This window comes from Vibrio sp. 10N.222.52.B12 (genome assembly GCF_002875385.1).
Lineage (GTDB): Bacteria > Pseudomonadota > Gammaproteobacteria > Enterobacterales > Vibrionaceae > Vibrio > Vibrio jasicida.
Genome location: NZ_MDAW01000014.1, coordinates 1 through 24,357 on the forward strand (window position 1 = coordinate 1; position 24,357 = coordinate 24,357).

The following is a 24,357-nucleotide window of genomic DNA, read 5'->3' on the forward strand; positions in this document are numbered from 1 at the left end:
GCTTGCTTTGCGAGAAGTTTTTCTCTCAAAGCGGAGGTGCATTCTAGCGAGATAATTGAGAGTGTCAAACACTTTTTTCAATTTATTTTCTCAGAAGCTTTTCACCTCTCCGACCCTGCTGAAGCCTTATCGCGTCTGCCGTGTCGGTGGATGCGCATTATAGGGAACTCAGATCCGTTCGCAACCCTTTTTTAAAAAAAAATGGAAAAAACTAACTGTTCGATGACTATTTCATCAAAAAAGCAAAAAAGAGGGTAAAAAACCCTCTTTTTCTGCCCCAAAAGCTGTATTTAAATGAATGCGTACGCGTCTGCGAACATACGTTCACTCTTCGCTTTCTTGTTCTGGGTGAACTGTTCACGCGCTGCCCCAGCCATTTCAAAGCGGCCAGCAATATAGATATCGTAGTTTTCTAAGCTTTCGAAATCTTCACTCACCGCTTGTAGCACGTTACCAACTTTACCTTGCCAATCGGCAGGTGCTTCTTCTACTACTGGAACAAAGTGAACGTTAGCAAACTTATCGGCAATCTCGGCCAGTTCTTCTTTAGCATAAAGCTGGCAGTTGTCTCGTGCACCCCAGTATAAATAGATAGGGTTGGTTTTGTTCTGTGCAACACAGTGATCCAAAATCGAGCGCACGTAACTAAAGCCAGTACCACCAGCAATCAATAATAGCGGGCGTTCGCTTTCTTCTTGAACCCAAGCATCACCATGTGGTGCATCAATCTCGATATGACCATCTGTTTCTAGGGCTGCTTGCATTGCTTCAACGACTTCTAGTGCATAAGCATTGTGTTCCGCCGCACCGATGTGCAGTTCAAGCTCACCTTCATGGCGACAAGGACTGCTCGCAATAGAGAAAGGACGTTTGTCTTTTTCACCCATCACGACCATGAGGTACTGACCTGCTTTAAAAGGCACAGGAGATTCTGGGTGAAGAAGGATTTGGTAAGTATTACAAGCTAACGGCTCAATAGACTTTACTTTACATTGGATGGTCATGGTGTTCCTCTCGCTTACTCGTCAAAAGTAAGCACTAAATTACTTTCTGTATAGGCTTGGCAAGGGAATATCCAGCCTTGCTGTTGCTCTTTTTCGGTTAGCATCGGTTCGAGGTGATAACTCACCTCGCCCGTTAGCTTTTTACACATGCACATGGCGCAAGCGCCAACTTGGCAACGGTGTGGGAAGCGAATATTGTTGTTGAGCGCAGCTTCCAACACTGTCTCCCCTTCTTTTACTTGGAACGTAACGTCCATTGATAGAAGGTGGACTTGATGACTCATAGAATACCTAACTGGTCCCAAATCTCATCGACTTTAGCCACAAGTTTAGGATCTTTTTTGATAGGCGTACCCCATTCGCGTGTGGCTTCAGATTCAAACTTATTGGTCGCATCGAGCCCAAGTTTAGATGAGCTACCCGCCTTACCACGAACTTGAGTGGTATCTCTGTCTGGATCCATTCGAGTTGTCACAGCCCAAATGATGTCATTCCAATCTTGTGCATTGACGTCATCGTCGCACAAAATAATGAATTTGTTATCCGTGTACCGAGCAAAGAAGTCCCACAGGTATTCCATCAATGCTTGAGATTGACCAGCTTGGTCTTTCTTCATTGTTACAACAGCAAATTGGTTGTTTCCTGTGGCTGGTAGGTAGATATCAACAATCTCAGGACGTTGCTGTTTCAACTCATTCAGTTCAGCTTCGGTAATCGCTTTACTGTCTCGTTCAGTGACCTTGGTTCGCGTCGCCAGCTCGGCATCCCACTTAATGGTTGCATCTAAACCCATCTTGGACCCAAGACCAACCACTGGTGAAGCAAAGTCGAGCGAGTCGATTGGCGTGTTATCTATCATCAAGGTATCACGCACAGGATCCATATGCTCTGACATGGCTTTCACGACATCATTCCAATCTCGTGCGTTTACCGATTCATCGCACACAATAACAAACTTGGTATACATGAATTGACGTAAGAAAGACCACACGCCCATCATTACGCGCTTGGCATGTCCTGGGTACTGCTTCTTCATGGTGACGACTGCCATTCGGTACGAACAACCTTCTGGCGGTAGATAGAAGTCTTCAATCTCTGGAAATTGCTTTTGCAAAATAGGCACAAACACTTCGTTTAATGCTACACCCAATACAGCTGGTTCATCTGGCGGACGACCTGTGTAGGTGCTGTGATAAATAGGGTCTTTACGCATAGTAATGTGCGTAATGGTAAATACGTGGTGCTTTTCTTTTTCGTTATAGTAGCCGGTGTGGTCACCGTAAGGGCCTTCATCGGCAAACTCGTTCGGGTCGATATAACCTTCCATAACGATTTCCGCACTCGCTGGCACTTCCAAATCATTACTGATTGACTTCACGACCTCAGTTTTGCTGCCGCGCAGTAAACCAGCAAATGCATATTCCGATAGCGTATCTGGCACGGGTGTTACTGCGCCAAGAATGGTCGCAGGGTCTGCACCAAAAGCGACCGAAACAGGAAAAGGTTTCCCTGGATTGGTTTCCATCCAATCTCGCAGATCAAGCGCACCGCCGCGGTGAGCTAACCAACGCATGATAATTTTGTTCTTGGCAATTTTCTGCTGGCGATAAATACCTAGGTTCTGACGTTTCTTATTCGGACCTTTAGTCACAGTTAAACCCCACGTAAGCAGTGGCGCAACGTCTTCTGCCCAGCAGCTCATCACTGGGATTTTATCCAAATCGACTTCATCACCTTGCCATACAATGTCTTGGCACGGCGCTTTACGTAGACGCTTGGCTGGCATGTTCAACACTTGCTTGAACACTGGCAGTTTTTCTAAGGCGTCTTTAAAGCCTTTTGGTGGCTCAGGTTCTTTTAAATAAGCCAGCAGCTTACCAACTTCTCTTAATTCTTTAACGTCTTCGCGCCCCATGCCAATTGCGACACGTTCTGGCGTACCAAATAGGTTCGTCAAAACAGGTACGTCGTAGCCAATTGGATTCTCAAACAACAGTGCCGGGCCACCAGCACGCAAGGTGCGGTCACTTATTTCTGTCATTTCGTAAGCGGGTTCGACGGGGTGAGTGATGCGTTTAAGTCGACCTTTCTGTTCTAGGTGGTCGATAAATTCGCGTAAATCCTTAAAACTCATAGGCCTTCATGCTGGCTGATTAAATTATTCGCAGTATAACAAATAGGAGGACGCTAAGATCCTCCTATTTTGTGTGGGTATGTGAGCTACGCAGCGACAAGAATCGAGCCTTGAAGAACGCTTAATTCAGGAACAGTTATTCCAAGAACTTTTCAATCTGCCGAGCTTTGACTTGGCGATTGTTTGACACTAACTCTTCCAGCCAAGATTGATGCCCTTGTTTCGCTAGCTCTCTGGCCACTAAAGTAGCTTCCTCAGAAAGCGCCATTTTAGCGATCAGAAACTGTTTTACGTCGGAAGTAAGAGGATTGGATCTCGTCAGAAGCTCAATTGCATAGGGTTTTAAAGTTGGATTAACAGTAGAGCTCATCAATTGCTGCAAAGAGAATGCATCACCAACTTCCGCTAACCTTGTAAGCTCAGTTTGGCTGTTGTAATCAGCACGCATTCGCCACAGCAGATCATACATCGCCTCATTTTGACTCACTTGTGCTAAACGTACGACAACGGCTGTAGAAGGTAACCAGCTAGTAACGTTTGCATGAGTTAACTGTTTAGTGATTGCCTCAAGTGCATCTGGAGATAAGCTGTCTAATTCGCGGATCAACAATGCCTCTCGAGCTTGTATTTGCTGCGATGTACCGGTAAGCCAATCTTTAAGGTTGAGTTCTTGGCGCTCTGCTTCCAATACAAACTCCAATGTGCTTTGGTCTTGCTTCCAGCGTTTGATCAAACGGCTTGCCACCGCAGGAAAGTTAAATGCGGGTATGCTGAACTCATAACCATCACCGCGCTCAAGCACTTGATAGGTTGGCGTAATACTGATTTGGGATTCGACAAAAATGGCCATTCTTGGCGTAAGGATGATTTCTTGTTGCTCAAGCTTTTCGAGCAAAAGAAAACGGACGACTTCTTGTTGAGGGAAAGCAAGTCGGTCGAGAGCGAATTTAAGCGAGTCGACCTCGTCTCTGACTGCATAATCGAGCAATTCAGATACTTTGGTCTGTATGTGGGTATCCTGAAGCCACTGCTCTACCACGGTTTCCTGCATTTCCTTCGCAGATAACGTTGCGGGTAATGTGATAAGTGACAAGCTCAGGAGTAATGACGACAACATTCCTTGTTGCATGTTAACCTCCCGATAACATTTTCTTCATTCTGCTGCTTCTATCGGGAGAAAGCAATAAAAAAGCCACCGATATACGGTGGCCCTTCGCAGAATTACTTATCTGAGACTATTGACGACGCATTGCATCGAAGAACTCGTCGTTGGTCTTCGTCATCGCTAGCTTATCGATTAGGAACTCCATCGCGTCAGTTTCACCCATTGGGTGAACAATCTTACGTAGAATCCACATCTTCTGTAGTTCGTCTGTCTTCGTTAGTAGCTCTTCACGACGCGTACCACTACGGTTGAAATCAATCGCAGGGAATACACGCTTTTCAGCAATCTTACGGTTCAAGTGCAGTTCCATGTTACCTGTACCCTTAAACTCTTCGTAGATAACTTCATCCATTTTAGAGCCAGTATCGACTAGCGCCGTTGCGATGATAGTTAAACTGCCGCCTTCTTCTACGTTACGAGCCGCACCGAAGAAACGCTTAGGACGGTGTAGTGCGTTTGCATCCACACCACCAGTTAGTACTTTACCTGATGAAGGCACTACGGTGTTGTATGCACGAGCTAGACGAGTAATAGAGTCAAGCAAGATAACCACGTCTTTCTTGTGTTCAACAAGACGTTTTGCTTTCTCGATTACCATTTCTGCTACTTGTACGTGGCGAGAAGCTGGCTCATCGAATGTTGACGCGACTACTTCACCTTTAACTAGACGCTGCATCTCTGTCACTTCTTCTGGACGTTCGTCGATTAGAAGTACCATCAACTCACACTCAGGGTGGTTGTATGCGATGCTTTGAGCAATGTTTTGCAGAAGCATTGTTTTACCCGCTTTCGGCGGAGCAACAATCAAACCACGTTGGCCTTTACCGATTGGTGATGCCAAATCTAAAACACGTGCTGTGATATCTTCTGTAGAACCATTACCGCGCTCCATAACCATACGCTCATTCGCGTGTAGAGGCGTTAAGTTCTCGAATAGGATCTTGTTACGAGCGTTATCTGGTTTGTCGTCGTTTACGGTGTTGACTTTCAGAAGGGCAAAGTAACGCTCACCGTCTTTTGGTGGACGAATCTTACCAGCAATTGAGTCACCAGTACGTAGGTTAAAACGACGAATCTGACTTGGCGAAACGTAGATATCATCAGGGCCAGCAAGGTATGAGCTGTCTGCGCTACGTAGGAAACCAAAGCCGTCTTGCAGAATCTCCAGAACCCCATCGCCAAAGATGTCTTCGCCGCCTTTCGCGTGCGCTTTAAGAATAGCGAAGATGATGTCTTGTTTTCTTAGACGAGCTAGGTTCTCAAGACCTAGGCTTTCGCCAAGCTTTACAAGGTCAGATACTGGTCTGTTCTTCAGTTCAGTAAGATTCATGGTGGTGGATGCTTGTTTAGTCAAAATAAGATCTGTTTTCTAGTTAAGATGGATTTGGTCTCAGGATCGACCAAGAAGAGAAATTTGTTCAATTAACGCGCGATAAGTTAGCACTAATTAATATTCTAGTCCAGAGTTAGAAAAACAAAACCGCGCATTGTTACATTGCACGGTTTTGTCTGTAATCACTTGGTGATTATAGGTTTGCGTCCAAGAACTCTTTTAACTGAGTCTTAGACAAAGCACCAACTTTCGTTGCCGCTACGTTACCGTCTTTAAATAACAGTAGCGTTGGAATGCCGCGAATACCAAACTTAGGTGGTGTACCCGCGTTATGGTCAATGTTTAGTTTACCGATAGTGAGCTTGCCTTCGTACTCGTCAGCGATCTCGTCCAGAATTGGAGCAATCATTTTACAAGGACCACACCATTCTGCCCAGAAATCCACTAGAACCGGGCCTGCAGCGTTGATTACGTCGTTTTCAAAACCGTCATCAGTAAGCTGCAAAATCTTATCACTCATCTTCCACTCCAATGTGTTTTTCGAAACTGGTTGGATGATAACCAGTAAATAGATGCCCTATTGGAATGTATTTACTTTCGTATTGCAAGCTTTAGCTGATATTCTATAGCTATGAAAAAGACGCATATCACAGAGCAAAAGTTCGCCGATTTGGATTTAAAGCCCCAAGTTATTGAAGGATTGGAAAAAAAAGGGTTCGAGTTTTGTACCCCTATCCAAGCCTTGGCGTTGCCGGTACTGCTCACCGGCCAAGACATTGCAGGCCAGGCCCAAACGGGCACTGGTAAGACCCTCGCGTTTCTTACTGCAACTTTCAACCACCTTCTGACGACACCAGAACATGAAGGCCGCAAGCCGACACAACCGCGTGCAATTATCATGGCACCAACACGTGAGCTAGCGATTCAGATCTACAACGATGCTGAGCCTTTGATCGCAAGTACTGGTCTTAAAGCAGCACTGGCTTACGGTGGCGAAAGCTACGATAAGCAACTAAATAAGCTTCAAGACGGCGTCGATATCCTGATCGGTACGACTGGTCGTATTATTGATTTCTACAAACAGCGCGTCTTCAACCTAAACAACATTCAAGCAGTTGTTTTGGATGAAGCAGACCGTATGTTTGACCTAGGCTTTATCAAAGACATCCGTTTCTTGTTCCGCCGTATGCCTGAGCCAAAAGAGCGTTTGAACATGCTTTTCTCAGCAACGCTTTCTTACCGTGTACAAGAACTTGCCTTCGAGCACATGCATAACCCTGAGCATGTTGTGGTTGAGCCTGAACAAAAAACAGGTCACCGCATCCAAGAAGAACTTTTCTACCCTTCTAACGAAGATAAGATGGCACTACTTCAAACTTTGATTGAAGAAGAATGGCCAGATCGTGCGATCGTTTTTGCAAACACCAAACACAAGTGTGAGTCAATCTGGGGTCACCTAGCGGCAGACGGACACCGTGTTGGTCTATTGACTGGCGACGTTCCACAGAAGAAACGTGAAAAGATTCTTGAACAATTCACTCGCGGTGAAGTTGACCTACTCGTAGCAACCGACGTTGCGGCACGTGGTCTACATATTCCTCTAGTAACACACGTATTTAACTTCGACTTACCTGATGATTGTGAAGATTACGTTCACCGTATCGGTCGTACTGGTCGTGCAGGTGCAAGTGGTCACTCAATCAGCTTTGCTTGTGAAGATTACGCAATCAACTTGCCACCTATCGAAGAATACATTGAGCATGCAATCCCAGTTTCTGATTACGATGCATCGGCGTTGATTCAGGAATTGCCAGCTCCACTTCGTATGCGTGCACCTCGTACTCAGCAACGCCGCACCAATACAGGTGGTACTCGCTCTGGTAATCGTAAGCCGCAAGGACGCCGTCCTCGTCAGCCGCGTCAATCAGCGCCAAAACAATCATAATAGGAAACTGAAGTCGTTTATGAGTCAAGCAGGATCATCACCGCTATACGCCGCCATCGACCTCGGGTCGAACAGTTTTCACATGCTCGTTGTGCGTCACATCGATGGCAGCGTTCAAACCATGGCTAAAATTAAGCGCAAAGTTCGTCTAGCAGCGGGCTTAGATGAACATAATTCTCTTAGTACGGAAGCTATGCAGCGAGGATGGGACTGCTTAAGTCTATTTGCAGAACGCTTGCAGGACATTCCTAAACAGAACATCCGCATCGTCGGTACCGCGACATTGCGTACCGCGACTAATGTGGATGTTTTTCTAGAGAAGGCGAACCAAATTTTAGGTCTGCCTATCGAAGTGATTACCGGTGAAGAAGAAGCCGCCACTATATATAAAGGTGTTGCTCACACTTCTGGCGGCAGTGGCCGCCGTTTGGTGGTTGACATTGGTGGCGCAAGTACCGAACTGATCATCGGCGAAGGTTTTGAAGCCAAAGCACTCACCAGTTTAAAAATGGGCTGTGTCACTTGGTTGGAAAACTTCTTCAAAGACCGCCAGCTCAATGCACGTAACTTTGAAGCCGCTATAGAAGGCGCAAAACAAACACTCAAACCGATTCTGGAGCAGTATACAGAGCTAGGTTGGGATGTCTGTGTTGGCGCTTCTGGCACAGTTCAGGCTCTGCAAGAGATCATGCTTGCGCAAGGTATGGACGAAGTCATTACTCATGCCAAACTCAAGCGTCTGCAAAAACAAGCCATGCTTGCCGATCACTTAGAAGAACTCGATATCGAGGGACTTACCCTAGAACGCGCGTTAGTCTTCCCAAGTGGTTTATCTATTCTTATCGCCATATTCGAGTTACTAGAAATTGATGCGATGACATTGGCTGGCGGCGCACTGCGTGAAGGCTTAGTGTATGAGATGGTCGACGAACTTCGTCAAAATGACATTCGTGCACGTACTATTTGCAGCGTACAGAGTCGTTACCAATTGGATTGCCAATATGGTGAACAAGTAGCAAACCTTGCGAGCAGATTGCTTGAACAAGTCGGTGGTGACGAATGGGTAGCAGAACCACAAGGTAAAGTACTGCTAGAAACAACGGCCAAGTTGCACGAAATCGGGCTAACTATCGATTTCAAGAAAGGCGGTGAGCACAGCGCTTACCTACTACAACATTTGGACTTACCTGGTTATACGCGCGCTCAGAAGTTTGTTATCGGTGAAATCGTTCGACGTTACCGTGAGCAGCTCACCTCTTTACCAGAGCAGCACGCGCTGTCTGGAACTAGTGGTAAGCGATTACTTCGTTTATTACGCCTTGCCGTACTATTGAGCCATCGCCGCAACCCAGCGCTGGAACCAAAAGTCACGCTAAATGCAGAAGGCGACAAGTTAACACTGAACATTGATGCTAACTGGCTTGATGCAAACCCGTTAACAGCCGCTGAGTTGGAAATTGAATCCAACCGTCAGACTGATATTGGCTGGCCGCTTAGCGTCGTCACAAGTTAATCACCATCACTCAATGATTGTTCAAAGAAAGGTCCTTATTAGGGCCTTTTTTATTGTTAAGCTTTGTCGAGTTTTACCTGCGTACAGCTCATGGAGCTTTTGGATACCCATGATCTAATTACTCCCCACGCTGTACAAAACCCTCTAAATCCCAGTAAGCAGGTACAAAAAAGCCGCTTGATTTGAGCAAGCGGCTTTCGGGGTTTCCACTGATATTAAGACTGAACGCTTGTCGTCACCTTAAAGTCAGGGTTCACCGCAGTCAGCTTCTTAATTAGGTAATTCAGTAATACGCCGTACATAGGAACGAATAGACCAAGACTGATAATCAGTTTGAAGCCGTAATCCACCAGCGCGATTTCTGTCCAATGCTCCGCCATAAATGGATCTGGGCTTTGGTAGAACGCAATGGCAAAGAAAGCGATGGTATCAAGTGCGTTACCGAAAAGCGTTGAACACGTTGGTGCCACCCACCACTGTTTCATTTGGCGTAGGCGGTTGAACACGTGTACATCCATGATCTGACCGAGTAGGTACGCCATGAAGCTAGCAATCGCGATACGAGCAACAAATAGGTTGAACTCACCTAAGTGGCCAAAACCTTGGAACTGACCTTCGAAGAACACCACCGATAGGAAGTAAGAGACAGCCAGAGCGGGCAACATCACTAAGAAGATGATCTTTCTTGCCATTTTCGCACCGAAAATACGAACTGTGAGGTCGGTAGCCAAAAAGATAAATGGGAAGGTAAATGCGCCCCAAGTGGTATGGAAGCCAAAGATAGTAAACGGTAGCTGAACTAGGTAATTGCTAGATGCAATAATGACTAGGTGGAATAGAACCAGATAGATAAGGGCGTTGCGCTGCTGCGCAGGGGTAAAGTTACTCATGCGATACCTTTTTAGTTTGGTTTGGGGGTGAGGGAACCCAAATCGAGCCCTTTCAATAAAGAAAAGCACTCTTACCAACAATGTAAAATGAAAAAATAAACTGGCTAAGCTCATTCTGAGCGAAGCGGTGGGCGATTATACATTAACCAATTTGACTCGCAAGCGGTCTGTATTACGCAAACGTTTGAGCACAAAAAAGGGCGTTTCATGTGAAACACCCTTTCGTGAAAGTTCTATTTTTTAGAAGCCGCGTTGGAACAATCCCGCTAGGTAATCCAACTCTTCCCTGCTCTCTTCAATCGCTAAGGCTTCAAACCAAATCGCTTCACTGTAATGCTCTGCTTTCATAAACAATCGACAACCTTCAAAGTCGATCAACCAAGAATGAATGTCCGCATCCCATTGCTTTTCGACCACAGTAGCGGAAAGCAGTCCAAGTAAACGCTCACCTAAAGCAGGAAAACTATCGAGGTCAAAACTTGGTGCGGTTATGATTAAGCGCCCCTCTCGTGCCATGTAGTCCGCTAAGCCAAATTCCTTTTGCATTTTGATTCCTTATCCGTGGTGAGTAATGTGTTCTTGAATCAAATCAAGGAACGGATCGGCGTACTTCTCTAACTTACGCTGACCAACACCGCTGACTGCCAGCATTTCGCCGTAAGAGGTTGGCAGAATTTCCGCCATATCAATCAAGGTCGCGTCACTGAAGACAACGTATGGTGGTAAACCATCTTCGTCCGCGATCGATTTACGCAACTTACGTAATTTGGCAAACAGCTTCTTATCGTAGTTCTTGCTGGTGAGTTTATCTGACTTCGCCGCACGTGCTGCGGTGTCTAAACGTGGGACCGCTAACTCTAGAGTCACATCGCCACGCAACAGCGGACGCGCTTCTTCCGTTAATTGCAGTGTTGAGTTGCGCGTGATGTTTTGGCTCAACAGTCCTTTGTGGATTAACTGGCGGAAAATACTGATCCAGTAATCATGACTATGGTCTCGGCCTATTGCGTAGGTAGAGATCTTGTCGTGGCCATTTTCACGTACACGAATATTCTGCATACCACGCAGCACTTCCACCACATAGCCCATACCAAAGCTTTGGTTTACACGGTACACACAAGACAATGCCTTACGCGCTTCTTCTGTGGCATCAAAGTGTTTCGGTGGATCTAAGCAAATATCGCAGTTGCCACATGGCTTCTCACGATATTCTCCAAAGTAATTCAATAGCACCTGACGGCGACAGGTTTGCGCCTCAGCAAAGGCACTCATCGCATTCAGTTTGTGGGTTTCCACCTGCTTCTGTGGACCGTCGTCTTTCTCATCCAACATACGACGTAACCAACTTATATCTGCTGGGTCATACAGCATCATCGCTTCCGCAGGTAAACCATCACGCCCTGCACGACCGGTTTCCTGATAGTAGGATTCAATGTTGCGCGGGATATCGAAGTGAACCACAAAACGCACGTTTGGTTTGTTGATACCCATACCAAAGGCCACTGTCGCAACGACGATCTGAATATCGTCCCGTTGGAAAGCTTCTTGAACGTAAGCACGCTCGTCTGCATCCATACCGGCATGGTAACCTGCGGCACGAATATGGTTGTTACACAGCTTCTCAGTCACCATCTCAACTTTCTTACGACTACCACAATAGATGATGCCGCAGTTGCCCTTTTGGGTATCCAGATATCGAATGATTTGCGAAACCGGTTTGTGTTTTTCAACTAAGTTATAGCGGATGTTCGGACGGTCAAAGCTACCTAGATAAACTTCAGGTGCGTTGAGTTGAAGTCGATCAAGAATATCTTTGCGCGTAGCGTCATCCGCAGTCGCCGTCAGCGCCATAAATGGCACATGGGAAAACTGCTGCTTAAGTTGACCAAGCGCGGCGTATTCAGGACGGAAATCATGTCCCCACTGGGAAATACAGTGCGCTTCATCGACGGCAATCATAGATAGAGGAAGGTTTTCCAAACGTTCAATGAAATCACGCATCAATACACGTTCTGGCGAGACGTATACCAACTTAAGATGACCAGAGTGCATTCGGTTGTAAACGCTAATGAGATCTTCTCGAGCCATGGTCGAGTTAATGCACTCAGCCGCAACACCGTTAGCTTTAAGCTGATCCACTTGGTCTTTCATCAACGAAATCAGCGGAGAAATGACCAAAGTAATGCCAGAGCGAACCAAAGCAGGGATTTGATAACACAGCGACTTACCACCACCCGTAGGCAGGATAACTAAGCTATCACGACCTTCTACCGCGGCGTCAATCACCAACTGCTGACCATCACGGAACTCTTGGTAACCAAATACATCCTCCAACACACGTTGAGGCGTCAAAGGCGAATCAGATTGTTCGGCTAACAAAGTCGAGGTCATGAAAAATCTCAGATTGGGTCTTAGAAAGAAGTGCTTATGCATGCCACTGGCACGCAAAGTGAGGGCACATTGTAATGGGGTTTCATGGTGAATAAAACCGCAAATTGTTAGGTGATTAAGTTCACCACTCGTATACTGATTGTCTGCTCTATAAAAACTCAATTAGGTGACATCCCATGACACCAGAAGAACAACAACGCTCACGGCAAGGCGTCTTGCTTGCTGTTGGTGCGTATACCATGTGGGGCATCGCACCCATTTACTTCAAATCAATTGCTGAAGTCTCACCACTAGAGATCTTAAGCCACCGAGTGTTTTGGTCTTTCTTTTTGCTTGCCGCACTCCTCCATTTTGGTCGCCAATGGCGCTCGGTTCGAGACATCATCAAAAATAAAACCAAGATGATGTATTTGATCTCTACTGCTATTTTGGTTGGGGCAAACTGGCTGATCTTCATCTGGGCGGTCACGTCAAATCATATGCTCGATGCCAGTCTCGGCTATTACATCAACCCGTTAATCAATGTGTTACTCGGGATGGTGTTTCTGGGAGAGAGGTTACGTAAGCTGCAATGGTTCGCAGTCGTGCTGGCGGCTTGTGGCGTATTAGTGCAATTAATCGTGTTTGGCTCTGTCCCTGTGGTTGCTATCGCACTCGCAATGAGCTTTGGTTTTTACGGCTTGCTACGTAAAAAAGTCAGTGTGGAAGCACAAACCGGGTTATTCATTGAAACTCTCGTCATGTTGCCTGCGGCAAGTATCTATCTCTTTTTTATTGCCAGCACCCCAACCTCAAACATGTTTGAGAACCCATGGCAGCTAAATACCTTATTGATTGCCGCAGGTGTCATCACTACCCTGCCGCTATTGTGCTTTACCGGTGCAGCTACGCGCCTAAAACTCTCAACTTTAGGCTTTTTTCAGTACATTGGACCGAGCTTGATGTTCTTATTGGCGGTACTGATTTACGGCGAACCGTTCACCAGTGATAAAGCCATCACCTTCGCCTTTATTTGGGGGGCCTTGGTGGTATTTAGCTTTGATGGTCTGAGTAACAACCGTAAGTCACGCAAAGCCATGCAGGCACAGTGATCGTTTTTTACAAGACAAGTTAGAAATTGATGGATAAGCTTGGTCATAATGTGACCAAGCTTTTTTTATTTAATGGAACATATTCAGTACTACGCAACCGACCATGACAACTTGAGTCTGATAGAGGCGAAATACCAGAAATTTGCTTTTCAAAGGCATTACCATCTGGATTTTCATCTCGGTCTGATCACGCATGGCGCGCAGAAGTTCCAATACCAAGGTAACAGCCACCAAGTTGGTCACGGGCAAATTGTGATTATGCCGCCAGATGAGCTGCACGACGGGCAATCTAAGCTCGAAAGTGGTTATGAAGTGAATGTATTTGCGATCGAACCTCACCTATTGAGCGATCTAGCTGATCTTAAGAAAAACGGTCAAATAATACACTTCAACGAGCTGATCATCTCGGATCCACAGATATTTTCACAACTTAGTAACTTACACGGGCTACTTCGTCGTGAAAACCTCAGCCAACTCACCAAAGATTGCCTTCCTTTTGAAGGGTTTAACCAACTTTTTGATCGCTACGGATCGCTTGAGCGACAAAAAGTGGTGCCGTTAGGAAGTCAATCACTTGGAACGTTAAAAGATTATCTAATGGCAAACCTTGACCAAGCAGTGCGTTTGGATTCACTTTCAGAGCTGTGCCAACTGAGCCCAACTCAGTTCCAGCGCCACTTTAAAGCGCAAACTGGCATGACGCCTTATGCATGGTTCGCACGCCTGCGCCTTGAGCAAGGCATGAAGTTACTGCAAGCTGGTCAATGTGGTACCGACGTCGCCCATCAGATCGGTTTCTACGATCAAGCGCATTTCAGCAAAGCGTTTAAGCAGACCTACGGTGTTTCCCCTTCTCAAGTGACTCGTTAATTTCATTTACCGAGAAAGCTGTCAGTTTTTTACAAGCGCCACAGGTGACTTACCACGACAATAGCCGCATTGGTTATATTTGAGATGTGTTATGAATGAATCCACCATATTGCTGACGCTCGCCAGCATTCACTTTATTGCCCTAATGAGTCCCGGTCCCGACTTTGCGCTGGTCGTGCAAAACGCGACGCGTCATGGTCGTCAAACTGGCTTGTACATTGCGTTGGGATTGTCCGTCGGTATTTTGCTGCACTCTTTGTTCAGCCTGACAGGCGTGAGTTATATCGTCCACCAGCACCCAGTGTTGTATTCGGTGGTGCAACTGCTCGGTGGTAGTTATCTGCTCTATTTAGGTATTGGTGCATTGCGCGCCGTGATCTCGATGATCAAAAACCCACAGGCGGATCAACCTAAGAAGCAAAACAACCTCGTGATCAGCAATAAGCGTCAGGCGTTTGCTAAAGGATTTGCGACCAACATTCTTAACCCGAAAGCCTTGGTGTTCTTTATCAGTTTGATGTCGAGCTTAGTCCCTGCTGGTATGTCGATTACTGGCAAAGGTATTGCTTTGATCATCCTGTTTGGCTTGTCGCTATTCTGGTTCTCTAGCCTTGCGTGGATGCTGTCAACACAGCGCTTACAACGTAAATTGCAACAAGCAGGCATCTACATCGACGGTCTGTGTGGCGTGGTATTTACTCTCGTGGGCGGCAGCATTTTGTACCAAACCATAAGCACTTTTATCGGATAAAGTACTGATTTAAAAGCGTAGCACAATCGACATTTCTAAGATTGCTGACTCGACGTGACTCTTCATGACTGCCAAGCTGAAAGCACAAAACTGGCAACATGGAGAGTCATCATGCATTGGACGTTCAACCGACTCGTGACCACGGGTCTTTTTCTTACTTCCCCACTAATCTTATCTACCTCAGCCTTTGCTAACCAAGCAGCAGATGCCGTTGCGCCGGAGCACAGTACTGGCTTCGAGCAGAAGCAATTGGTCAAAGCCAAAGATTATATGGTCACCGCAGCCAACCCACTTGCCACCCAAGCCGGGGCTGACGTTCTTGCTCAAGGCGGTAATGCTATTGATGCCATGGTTGCCGTGCAATTGATGCTGGGCTTGGTAGAACCGCAATCTTCAGGCATTGGTGGTGGCGCCTTCTTAGTGTATTGGGACAGTGAGAAACAAAAACTGACCACGTATGATGGACGTGAAACCGCACCGCTCGCCGCAACGCCGAAACTCTTCCTAGATGACAAAGGACAACCACTGCAGTTTTACGATGCGGTTGTCGGTGGGCGTTCCGTTGCCACTCCTGGCACAGTGAAACTACTTTGGGACACGCACCAGAAATACGGCAAGTTGGAATGGAAAAAGATCATCCAACCTGTGATTACCTTGGCTGAGCAAGGTTTCGAAGTGAGTCCTCGCCTCGCGAGCCTAATTGAAAAAGATGCCAAGCGCTTATCACGCTTCCCTGCGACTAAGGCTTACTTCTTTAATCCAGATGGCTCACCAAAAGCCGAAGGCACGTTGTTGAAGAACCCTGAATACGCGCAAACTCTGACGGCAATTGCAGAGCAAGGGGCAAAAGCTTTCTATCAAGGTGATATCGCCACAGACATCATCAAGACAGTACAGAATGCACCGGGCAATCCTGGCGTATTGGCACAACCTGACTTTGATGCGTTCCAAATCAAGCAACGTGAACCGGTTTGTGCGGCTTACCAAAGCTATGACATCTGCGGCATGGGACCACCAAGCTCTGGCGCATTGACGGTTGGACAGATTCTCGCGATCACCGAGCAATACGATCTTAAAGGTTGGGGAGCCGAAAGCGCGAAATCATGGCAAGTGATCGCCGATGCGTCTCGCCTTGCGTTTGCGGATCGCGGTAAATACATGGCTGACCAAGATTATGTGCCAATGCCAACCGAAGGCTTGCTTGATAAAGATTATCTCAAGCAACGTGCTGAGCTCATTCAAGTCGGTAAAACGTTGAGTAAGGTTGAAGCTGGCAATCCTCCTTGGTCGCACGCCATGAACTTAAGCATGGACCAATCGATCGAGCTGCCTTCCACCAGCCATTTCAATATCGTCGACAAGCAAGGCAATGTGGTTTCAATGACAACGACCATTGAGAACGCCTTTGGCTCACGCTTGATGGTGCGCGGCTTCTTGCTCAATAACGAACTTACCGATTTCTCTTTCCGCACGCATCAAGATGGTGTGCCAATCGCGAACCGCTTAGAACCAGGCAAACGCCCACGTTCATCCATGGCGCCAACCATTATGATGAAGGACGATAAACCCTACATGGCAATTGGTTCACCGGGCGGCAGCCGCATCATTGGTTACGTCGCACAAGCCATTATCGCCCACACACAATGGGATATGGACATCCAAAGTGTGATCAATCAGCCACGATTGCTGAACCGTTTTGGTACCTTAGATATTGAGCAAGGTACTGCTGCAGAAGGCTTACAGCCTGAGTTGGAGAAGATGGGTTTTAAAACTGATGTTCGTGATTTGAACTCTGGACTGCATGCGATACGTATAACAAAAGACGGTCTCGAAGGTGCGGCTGATCCAAGGCGTGAAGGTGCCGCTATCGGGCAGTAAGAGTCTTTCGCTCGACCCCTTGTGCGAGATCTCTCACAAAGGGTTGAGCAAACCTCTCTTTTTTAATGGTAAAACCGTACAACAAAGAGCATAAGCCATTGAATTTAATGGTTATGTATCTTTTTTGAACGCTAAGAGAGTAAAAAAATGTGAGATTAGCCCGTTGTTGGGAATCGCTAAACACGTAATATTAAACCTGTCGGAAGGATGCTGACACGGAACAGGAAACACCACGGACTTGGTGAACTTCAGGAAGAAGAAACGGTTATTCAGGATGAATAGTCGGGCATGGATTGCAAAATTGGACATTGAACGGAATCAATAGTGACTAGGATGGTTACTACTAAGGACGGGAAATGGACACCTCTGGACGAGGCAAGGATTTGAACATCAGGATGATGTCAGGGACACCGCTCAGGGAACAAGTGATGAGAGCTAACGAGGATGGTTAGCAGACCAGGATAAGGTCAAGGACACCGCTAGGATGGCGACGTAAGGATTAAGCTGACGGATTCAGCACACTATCATGGATTAGATGCATGGAGCACACTTAGTAGCCGGATTGCTGCGAGTAAGACTATAACCCCGATGGGCGAAAGCCCTCGGGGTTTTTCTTTGCCTAAAATTTTTCTCAGCAGATCTACTGAAAGTAGACATTCACCCACAACGCCCACCTTTCACTTCAAACGACATCGTTAAATCGCCGCTTTTGCACTCCATTTTTTACTGCATTAGCGACACAAAAACAGCACAAACAAAAAGAGCTGCCGAAGCAGCTCTTAAGTTGATTAGTTTGGTGAAGTATTACAGTTTCTCTAGTTTCGCGTAAGCAGTCACTAACCACTTAATACCTTCGCCATTAAAAGCAATCTGAACACGGCTTTGTGGACCGCTGCCTTCAAAGTTGATGATGGTACCTTCACCAAACTTCGGATGCATGACGCGAGAACCCAGCGTAAAGCCAGTTTCATTGAAGCTATCTTTCACGACCGTTTGGCTGAATCGGCCACTGCTTGCAGGACGGCTGACTTGTGCTTTCATACGAACTTCATCCAAACATGCTTCTGGTAGCTCACGAATAAAGCGAGATGGCTTATGATACTTATCCTGACCGTACAAGCGGCGCATTTCAGCATAAGTGATGTACAGCTTCTGCATCGCACGAGTCATACCTACATAGCACAAACGACGCTCTTCTTCTAAACGTCCCGCCTCTTCTGCCGACATTTGACTTGGGAACATGCCTTCTTCCACACCAACCATAAACACGAGCGGGAACTCTAGACCTTTCGCGCTGTGCAATGTCATTAGCTGAACCGCATCTTCGAATTCATCAGCTTGTCCTTCGCCCGCTTCTAATGCTGCATGGGTTAGGAATGCCGTCAGCAATGACATGTCTTCGGCTTCTTCTGGTTTCTCGAATTGACGAGTTGCTGTCACCAATTCTTCCAAGTTCTCAATACGCGCCTTAGACTTTTCACCCTTCTCTTGCTCGTACATGGCGAACAAACCTGAGTATTTAATGACATGATCAGCCTGATGATGCAGAGGCATTTCTAACGTGTCATCTTCTAGTGCTGTCACCAACTCAATAAAACGGCTTAATGCCCCTGCCGCTCGGCCTGGTAATACTTGCTCCTCAAGCATGACCATACTCGCTTCCCACATGGTGCAACCGCGATCACGCGCTGCAAAGCGAATGGTTTCTAGAGTTTTATCACCCAAGCCACGCGTGGGTGTATTAACTACACGCTCAAATGCGGCGTCATCGTTACGGTTAGCGATCAAACGCATGTAGCTCAAGGCGTCTTTGATTTCCTGACGTTCGAAGAATCGCATACCACCGTAGATACGGTAAGGCAGGCCAGCTTGAATCAAGGCTTCTTCCAGAACACGCGATTGGGCGTTGTTACGGTAGAGCATGGCAGCGTCATTCAGTGCGCCGCCTTTTTCTTGCCACTCTTTGATTTTGTTAACCGCAAAACGCGCTTCATCCAATTCGTTGTAAGCGCTGTAAACTGAGATAGGCTCACCGACAACACCATCAGTCCAAAGCTCTTTACCCATACGTTCAGTGTTATTGGCAATCAGGGTGTTAGACGCTTCCAAAATGGTCTTGGTTGAACGATAGTTTTGTTCAAGACGGATGGTATTCACGCTTGGGAATTCCAGCGTAAACTTCTCAATATTCTCAATTTTCGCGCCACGCCAACCGTAAATAGATTGGTCATCATCACCAACGATCATCACGTGACACTCAGGGCCCGCCATCATACGTAGCCAAGCGTATTGGATGTTGTTGGTATCTTGAAACTCGTCCACCAAGATGTGCTTAAAGCGTGCTTGGTAGTGTTCACGAACGAACTTGTTATCACGCAGTAGCTCATGTGCGCGCAGCAAGATTTCCGCAAAATCGACTAACCCAGCGCGATCGCACGCCTCTTGATAAGCGGTGTACAACTGTAGGTATGTCTTGGTCACTGGATCGTGGTACGCATCAATGTGTGACGGACGTAGACCCTCGTCTTTTTTGCCGTTAATCCACCATGATACTTGGCGTGCAGGCCATTGTTTCTCATCTAAGTTTTGCGCTTTGATTAAACGCTTCAATAGACGTAACTGATCGTCGCTATCGATAATTTGAAAATCTTCCGGTAGCTTGGCATCAAGATAATGCGCACGCAGAATACGGTGACAAATCCCATGGAAAGTACCATTCCACATTCCGCCTGCACTGCCCATCATGAGCTCTTCGATACGTCCACGCATCTCTGCCGCGGCCTTATTGGTAAAGGTTACCGACATAATCGAGAACGGAGATGCCTGCTCGACCGACATCAACCAAGCAATGCGGTGAACAAGAACGCGTGTCTTACCACTCCCTGCACCAGCAAGGACGAGCAAGTTTTCTAGAGGTGCGGCAACGGCTTCACGTTGTTTATCGTTCAAACCGTCGACTAATAGAGAGGGATCCATCATGATGAGAGCTACTGGTTATTTATACATAAAAATAGATTATAACCTAAACAACCTCCTCAGATTAGACAAAAATTCATAAAAAATTCGATGTTTTTTTACTCGACGCATCAATAAGTTATATAAATTCCATTCTTTAAACCATTTGTTTCGAAAATTTCTCTGAAAGTTTTTTAGCCAGTTTCCTATCTTTTAAGTTAAGCAAGTTGATAACAAAAACGCCACAACAGGCGATTCATCTTGCCAACTTAAAGTAAAGGAAATCATTCAGAGGAATTTATTATGAAAAAGTCGAATCTAGCTGTTACTGCTGCTGTTACTGGCCTTCTAGCTCTTGGTGGCACAATGCTAACTGCAGCTCCAGCTGTCGCAGCTGATAAAGAAAAATGCTACGGCGTTTCAAAAGCAGGCAAAAACGACTGTGCAACGAAGAGCAGTTCTTGTGCTGGTACAGCTAAAGAAGATAACCAAAAAGATGCATTCGTAGTCGTACCGAAAGGTCTATGTGACAAGCTAGTTGGCGGTAGCACTTCTTCTTCATAATCTTTCAGAGCTACCTCCTATTAGGATGCGTTGACGCTCAACCAACGCATCCTTCTCTCTCACCTCATTTGAAAAGGAGTTTCACGTGAAACACCACACCTTCCATGAACTTGTTGGTGTTGGATTGCGAACCCCTCACCTCGATTACTTTGGCCAAAACAAACCCGAACTTTCTTGGCTAGAAATCCATAGTGAGAATTACTTCCAGCCAAATGCGACAGAGCGCCATCAATTACAAAACCTACGAGAACATTACCAGATCAGTTGTCACGGTATAGGCTTATCTTTAGGGTCAGTTGAACGAGTAAATCAACAGCACTTAGCACAGTTGAAAGCATTAATTGACTTCATTGAACCTATCCTAGTATCTGACCATTTAAGCTGGAGTGAAAACGGCGGGCATTATTTCAATGATTTACTGCCACTCCCATACACAGAGGAAGCACTCGCAGTATTCGTTCGTAATGTCAATGAAGTACAAGACTACCTACAACGGGAGATCTTAATAGAGAACCCATCCAGTTATGTGAAGTTTCAACATTCAACCATTAGCGAATGGGAGTTTCTTACCGAAGTGCAAAAACGCACCGACTGTCGTTTATTGCTCGATTTAAACAATGTTTATGTTTCGGCGTTCAACCACGGTTTTGATTGCGACACATACCTAGATGCGATTCCAGCCGACAAAGTGGATGAGATTCACTTGGCAGGTTTTACTATCAAACAACTCGACAAAGGCGAGATATGGATTGATACCCATAGCCGCCCAGTCAGCGATGAAGTTTGGCAGCTGTTCGCACAATGGACAAAAAAACACGGTCCACGTCATGCATTGATTGAATGGGACTTGGATATCCCCGCGCCAGAAGTCTTGCTCGGAGAAGCACAGAAAGCATCGCAACTGCTGTTGCAAGGCGCACTCCCAAGTGAACAAAGCGAACCAAGGAAGGCATCATGAATCTAGCCACCTTACAAAGCCAGTTTGCTAAAGCCCTACATTATCAAGCACTCGGCGAAGATTGCGATATTGCCAGTGATGAGTTTACCGCTGATGAACGCATGCAGATTTACCGCAATAACTTTATCGTCAGCTTAAGCGAAGTGTTGTCCGCTACCTACCCAATGGTTGAAGCGCTACTTGGTGAAGAATGCTTCGAACAGATGGCTCGCCAGCATGTTCTCACTTATCCATTAGAAGAAGGAAATGTGGTGTATTATGGCGAAGGCTTTCAAGATACCATCATGCAGTTCAGCCAGGTGATAGCACAAGCCCCCTACAGCCCTGAAGTCGCACGCTTCGAGTGGCATATCGACCTCGCTCGTCAAGCACAGTATGAACAATCCAATGCGGCAGCATTAAAACCGCTTGCGTTACTTAGCGAAGTGAGTGAAGAGCAACAGTCCGCTTTGGTTTTGCACCTTAAACAAGGCTGCCGAAGCTTTGACTCCAGTTACGCGGTATTTGATTTGTTTGGCGCGATTCAAACTGGGCAATTCGAACAACTTAATATCAACCAATTACAGCAAGGTGTCATCTCGATTCAAGCCAATGGAGAAGCCTTGTGTCACGCACTCGATGCCGATGTGTTCCAACTGCTGCAATGTTTAGAGCTGAAACAGAGTTTGAGCGAAATACCTGAAGTTTTACTCGCTCATCTTAATAGCATCATGGCACTCGATCTCGTTGACGGCTTTACATTGAAATCAATCTAAGGAGCACTCTATGACGGATACGGTTAAAAACTTAGTGAATCGGTACGACGATTTAATCAGTACCCTACAAACTAGCTTTGTCCCTTTACTACTTCTCTTTTGTCGCTTGTGGGTAGCGTGGGTGTTCTTCAATTCAGGGCTAATCAAACTCTCATCTTGGGACAGCACACTGTATTTATTTGAGCTGGAATACCAAGTGCCAATACTGCCATGGGAACTGGCGGCTTACTTAGGTACAGCTGCGGAGTTGGTTCTACCGGTATTCTTGGCACTAGGGTTAATTACGCGCCCGATGGCTGCGATTCTGTTTGTGTTTAACATCATCGCCGTGGTCTCTTACCCGCTGCTGTGGGAGAAAGGTTTCTATGACCATCAACTTTGGGGGGTGATGATTCTTATTGTTATTGTGTGGGGGCCAGGGCCTTTATCTCTCGACCACATTATCAAGAAGAAAGTCACTAACTAAAAAAATCCCCGCATAATGCGGGGATTTTTATTACTTGTTCAAGTAAGCCAGTAACTCTTCTGCTGAGATACCTTGCTTCGCGAGGTCTTTTGCCATCTGCTCTACTTGCTCGCCTTTACGTGACTCAATCACTTGCTGAAATTGATACACAAGATCACGCAAGACTGGCAATGGAACTTGTTTTGCCGCACTACGAATACGCTCAGAGCTTTGGTTACCCAATTCGTTGAGCAACTTACCAAACATCACCTTTTCTGGTGACTCTTCCATTTGCTCTAAGATACGAGCCATTTCATACGTGGTTAACGACATTACTTTTTGAGTTCCGTTATGGTGTCGAGAAAAGTTTGAACGACAAATATACACGCGTTAGGTACATTGGAAAATACTAAATTACCGAGTTTTACGCATTCGCCAATTTCGCATGCCAGTTCTTACCTGCTTTGCTAAACAGAATCACCAAAGCTGGAAGCAATACCCACATATGAATCGCAATCAGAGTTTGTGGATCCAGTGATAAACGCTGTAGCGTACCTACCAACAAACCAGAGCCACTCATTTGGAACAAACCAAGTAGTGCAGCCGCAGTACCCGCTTTATCACCAAACGGTTCTAACGCTTTACCTGCTGCTGCACCAAGAATCCAAGCGAAGCCAACCGATGAGATAAAGATTGGCAGCATGAAAGACAGCGCCGTGTTGTGTCCTTTCATCACCATCATGATAACGCCAGCTATCGAGAGTAAGCTAATACCAACAACCAGTGAATTGTGCGTACCCCAGCGATCCATGAATTTCGGTGCCAACATACAAGCTGCAATATTAAACGCCGCGTTAAGACCAAACCAGAAGGTAAACTCGTTCATGGATAAACCCATGCCCGTCATCAGTACACCTGGAGCTGATGTGACGTAAGCAAGAATGACCGCCATCGCCATTAGACACAATGATGCATGGAAAATGAATGACGGCGTGCTTAATACAGACCAATAACGGCTCAGTTTAAACACAGCTTGTTTTTCAGTTGCAGGGTTGGTTTCCTTCATTCCAAAGAAAATCATCGTTCCGGCAATCACAGCGAAGCCGGCCATGAAGCTGAAGTTTGCACGCCAATCGAATTGCTGGGTTAACCAACTGCCTAAAATAGGCGCCAATGCCGGGATAAAGCAGATCGCCCCGTTAAGGTAACTGATCATTTTGCCACTTTTTTCCGGACCAAAGATATCGCGAACTGTTGCAAAGGCTGCTACAGATGTTGCACATGCACCTAAGCCTTGTAGCAAACGAGCCGTCAACATCCACTCAATATTTTGAGCACTCCACGCCAATAAAGCGCTCACTGCGTAGATGGTGATGCCTCCCAATGCAACAGTTCGACGTCCGAGTTTATCTGCCAAGGGGCCTGCGAATAGCTGGCCAACACCCATAGCAAATAGGAACCAAGTGATGGTGTCTTGTGCCAATGCATTTTCTACCTGAAAAGTGGATGCGATAAGAGGCAAAGCAGGTAGATAGATATCAATCGCAAGCGGACTGAACAGAACTAACATGGTCAACAGCGCCATCTGTTTTTTGCTATTTGTAATATGGCTAGACACAAAACACTCCAAATTGAATAAGAACTTTTGAGCAAAGCTTAATCATCTGATGATATGAATGGAAATGATGTATACTCATGACCATTATTCCAATGAG

General features: G+C 46.2%; 23 protein-coding genes. 11 read left to right on the plus strand and 12 right to left on the minus strand.

The window, feature by feature from the left end:
* The coding region (locus BCT11_RS28210) for a hypothetical protein (RefSeq protein WP_206747848.1) at nt 1-195 on the plus strand (195 nt) is incomplete at its 5' end.
* A gap of 95 nt (nt 196-290) precedes the next feature.
* Here the strand turns inward: BCT11_RS28210 and fre are convergent.
* The 6 genes from fre to trxA form a co-directional block, all read right to left on the minus strand.
* Nucleotides 291-1,004 (minus strand): NAD(P)H-flavin reductase, encoded by a 714-nt coding sequence (fre, locus tag BCT11_RS00845; protein WP_102386859.1) that lies wholly within the window; start codon nt 1,002-1,004, stop codon nt 291-293.
* 14 nt (nt 1,005-1,018) lie between these two features.
* Nucleotides 1,019-1,288, minus strand: a complete 270-nt coding sequence (locus BCT11_RS00850; protein WP_102386860.1) for a 2Fe-2S iron-sulfur cluster-binding protein — start codon at nt 1,286-1,288, stop codon at nt 1,019-1,021.
* Complete coding sequence (ubiD, locus tag BCT11_RS00855) at nt 1,285-3,138, minus strand: 4-hydroxy-3-polyprenylbenzoate decarboxylase (protein WP_102386861.1); 1,854 nt, start codon at nt 3,136-3,138, stop codon at nt 1,285-1,287. The genes BCT11_RS00850 and ubiD overlap by 4 nt, the downstream gene beginning before the upstream one ends.
* Before the next feature lie 136 nt (nt 3,139-3,274).
* Nucleotides 3,275-4,267 (minus strand): hypothetical protein, encoded by a 993-nt coding sequence (locus BCT11_RS00860; RefSeq protein ID WP_038868580.1) that lies wholly within the window; start codon nt 4,265-4,267, stop codon nt 3,275-3,277.
* A 106-nt stretch (nt 4,268-4,373) separates the two neighbouring features.
* Nucleotides 4,374-5,633 carry a transcription termination factor Rho gene (gene rho, locus BCT11_RS00865; protein WP_038868581.1) on the minus strand — a complete coding sequence of 420 codons (1,260 nt, stop codon included), beginning with the start codon at nt 5,631-5,633 and terminating at the stop codon, nt 4,374-4,376.
* 196 nt (nt 5,634-5,829) lie between these two features.
* Complete coding sequence (gene trxA / locus BCT11_RS00870) at nt 5,830-6,156, minus strand: thioredoxin TrxA (RefSeq protein ID WP_004745500.1); 327 nt, start codon at nt 6,154-6,156, stop codon at nt 5,830-5,832.
* Nucleotides 6,157-6,267: 111 nt separating this feature from the next.
* Here trxA and rhlB point away from each other — a divergent pair, with 111 nt between their 5' ends.
* Nucleotides 6,268-7,581: an ATP-dependent RNA helicase RhlB gene (gene rhlB / locus BCT11_RS00875; RefSeq protein WP_102386862.1), complete on the plus strand. Its 1,314-nt coding sequence runs from the start codon at nt 6,268-6,270 to the stop codon at nt 7,579-7,581.
* A 19-nt stretch (nt 7,582-7,600) separates the two neighbouring features.
* Nucleotides 7,601-9,094 carry a guanosine-5'-triphosphate,3'-diphosphate diphosphatase gene (gene gppA / locus BCT11_RS00880; RefSeq protein ID WP_038868583.1) on the plus strand — a complete coding sequence of 498 codons (1,494 nt, stop codon included), beginning with the start codon at nt 7,601-7,603 and terminating at the stop codon, nt 9,092-9,094.
* Nucleotides 9,095-9,309: 215 nt separating this feature from the next.
* Here gppA and BCT11_RS00885 read toward each other — a convergent pair whose 3' ends face one another.
* From BCT11_RS00885 to recQ, 3 genes are all read right to left on the minus strand, one after another.
* Complete coding sequence (locus BCT11_RS00885) at nt 9,310-9,984, minus strand: 7-cyano-7-deazaguanine/7-aminomethyl-7-deazaguanine transporter (protein ID WP_038868584.1); 675 nt, start codon at nt 9,982-9,984, stop codon at nt 9,310-9,312.
* Between the two features lie 240 nt (nt 9,985-10,224).
* Complete coding sequence (locus BCT11_RS00895; protein ID WP_038868585.1) at nt 10,225-10,530, minus strand: DUF3630 family protein; 306 nt, start codon at nt 10,528-10,530, stop codon at nt 10,225-10,227.
* A gap of 9 nt (nt 10,531-10,539) precedes the next feature.
* Entirely contained in the window at nt 10,540-12,375 is a 1,836-nt protein-coding gene (gene recQ, locus BCT11_RS00900; RefSeq protein WP_038877447.1) for an ATP-dependent DNA helicase RecQ, read from the minus strand.
* 176 nt (nt 12,376-12,551) lie between these two features.
* Between recQ and rarD the strand changes: the two genes are divergently transcribed.
* The 4 genes from rarD (at nt 12,552) to ggt (ending at nt 16,965) form a co-directional block, all read left to right on the plus strand.
* On the plus strand, nt 12,552-13,466 hold the full coding sequence (gene rarD / locus BCT11_RS00905; protein WP_102386863.1) for an EamA family transporter RarD: 915 nt from the start codon (nt 12,552-12,554) through the stop codon (nt 13,464-13,466).
* Between the two features lie 72 nt (nt 13,467-13,538).
* Complete coding sequence (locus tag BCT11_RS00910; RefSeq protein WP_102386864.1) at nt 13,539-14,336, plus strand: AraC family transcriptional regulator; 798 nt, start codon at nt 13,539-13,541, stop codon at nt 14,334-14,336.
* A 91-nt stretch (nt 14,337-14,427) separates the two neighbouring features.
* Nucleotides 14,428-15,087 carry a LysE family translocator gene (locus BCT11_RS00915; protein ID WP_005451242.1) on the plus strand — a complete coding sequence of 220 codons (660 nt, stop codon included), beginning with the start codon at nt 14,428-14,430 and terminating at the stop codon, nt 15,085-15,087.
* A 111-nt stretch (nt 15,088-15,198) separates the two neighbouring features.
* Complete coding sequence (ggt, locus tag BCT11_RS00920) at nt 15,199-16,965, plus strand: gamma-glutamyltransferase (RefSeq protein ID WP_102386865.1); 1,767 nt, start codon at nt 15,199-15,201, stop codon at nt 16,963-16,965.
* Nucleotides 16,966-17,769: 804 nt separating this feature from the next.
* Here the strand turns inward: ggt and uvrD are convergent.
* Complete coding sequence (gene uvrD, locus BCT11_RS00930; protein ID WP_038868591.1) at nt 17,770-19,944, minus strand: DNA helicase II; 2,175 nt, start codon at nt 19,942-19,944, stop codon at nt 17,770-17,772.
* 279 nt (nt 19,945-20,223) lie between these two features.
* Here uvrD and BCT11_RS00935 point away from each other — a divergent pair, with 279 nt between their 5' ends.
* The 4 genes from BCT11_RS00935 to BCT11_RS00950 all read left to right on the plus strand — a co-directional run bounded on the left by BCT11_RS00935 (nt 20,224) and on the right by BCT11_RS00950 (nt 22,663).
* Nucleotides 20,224-20,484, plus strand: a complete 261-nt coding sequence (locus BCT11_RS00935) for a DUF2282 domain-containing protein (RefSeq protein WP_038868592.1) — start codon at nt 20,224-20,226, stop codon at nt 20,482-20,484.
* A gap of 85 nt (nt 20,485-20,569) precedes the next feature.
* Nucleotides 20,570-21,442 carry a DUF692 domain-containing protein gene (locus BCT11_RS00940; RefSeq protein WP_102386866.1) on the plus strand — a complete coding sequence of 291 codons (873 nt, stop codon included), beginning with the start codon at nt 20,570-20,572 and terminating at the stop codon, nt 21,440-21,442.
* Complete coding sequence (locus tag BCT11_RS00945; protein WP_102386867.1) at nt 21,439-22,197, plus strand: DNA-binding domain-containing protein; 759 nt, start codon at nt 21,439-21,441, stop codon at nt 22,195-22,197. The genes BCT11_RS00940 and BCT11_RS00945 overlap by 4 nt, the downstream gene beginning before the upstream one ends.
* A gap of 10 nt (nt 22,198-22,207) precedes the next feature.
* Nucleotides 22,208-22,663, plus strand: coding sequence for a DoxX family protein (locus BCT11_RS00950; RefSeq protein WP_102386868.1), 456 nt, complete (start codon nt 22,208-22,210; stop codon nt 22,661-22,663).
* Between the two features lie 30 nt (nt 22,664-22,693).
* Here the strand turns inward: BCT11_RS00950 and BCT11_RS00955 are convergent, their stop codons facing one another.
* Nucleotides 22,694-22,975, minus strand: a complete 282-nt coding sequence (locus BCT11_RS00955) for a hypothetical protein (protein ID WP_038868597.1) — start codon at nt 22,973-22,975, stop codon at nt 22,694-22,696.
* A gap of 91 nt (nt 22,976-23,066) precedes the next feature.
* Nucleotides 23,067-24,260, minus strand: coding sequence for a multidrug effflux MFS transporter (locus BCT11_RS00960; protein WP_198593892.1), 1,194 nt, complete (start codon nt 24,258-24,260; stop codon nt 23,067-23,069).
* Nucleotides 24,261-24,357 lie beyond the last annotated feature (97 nt).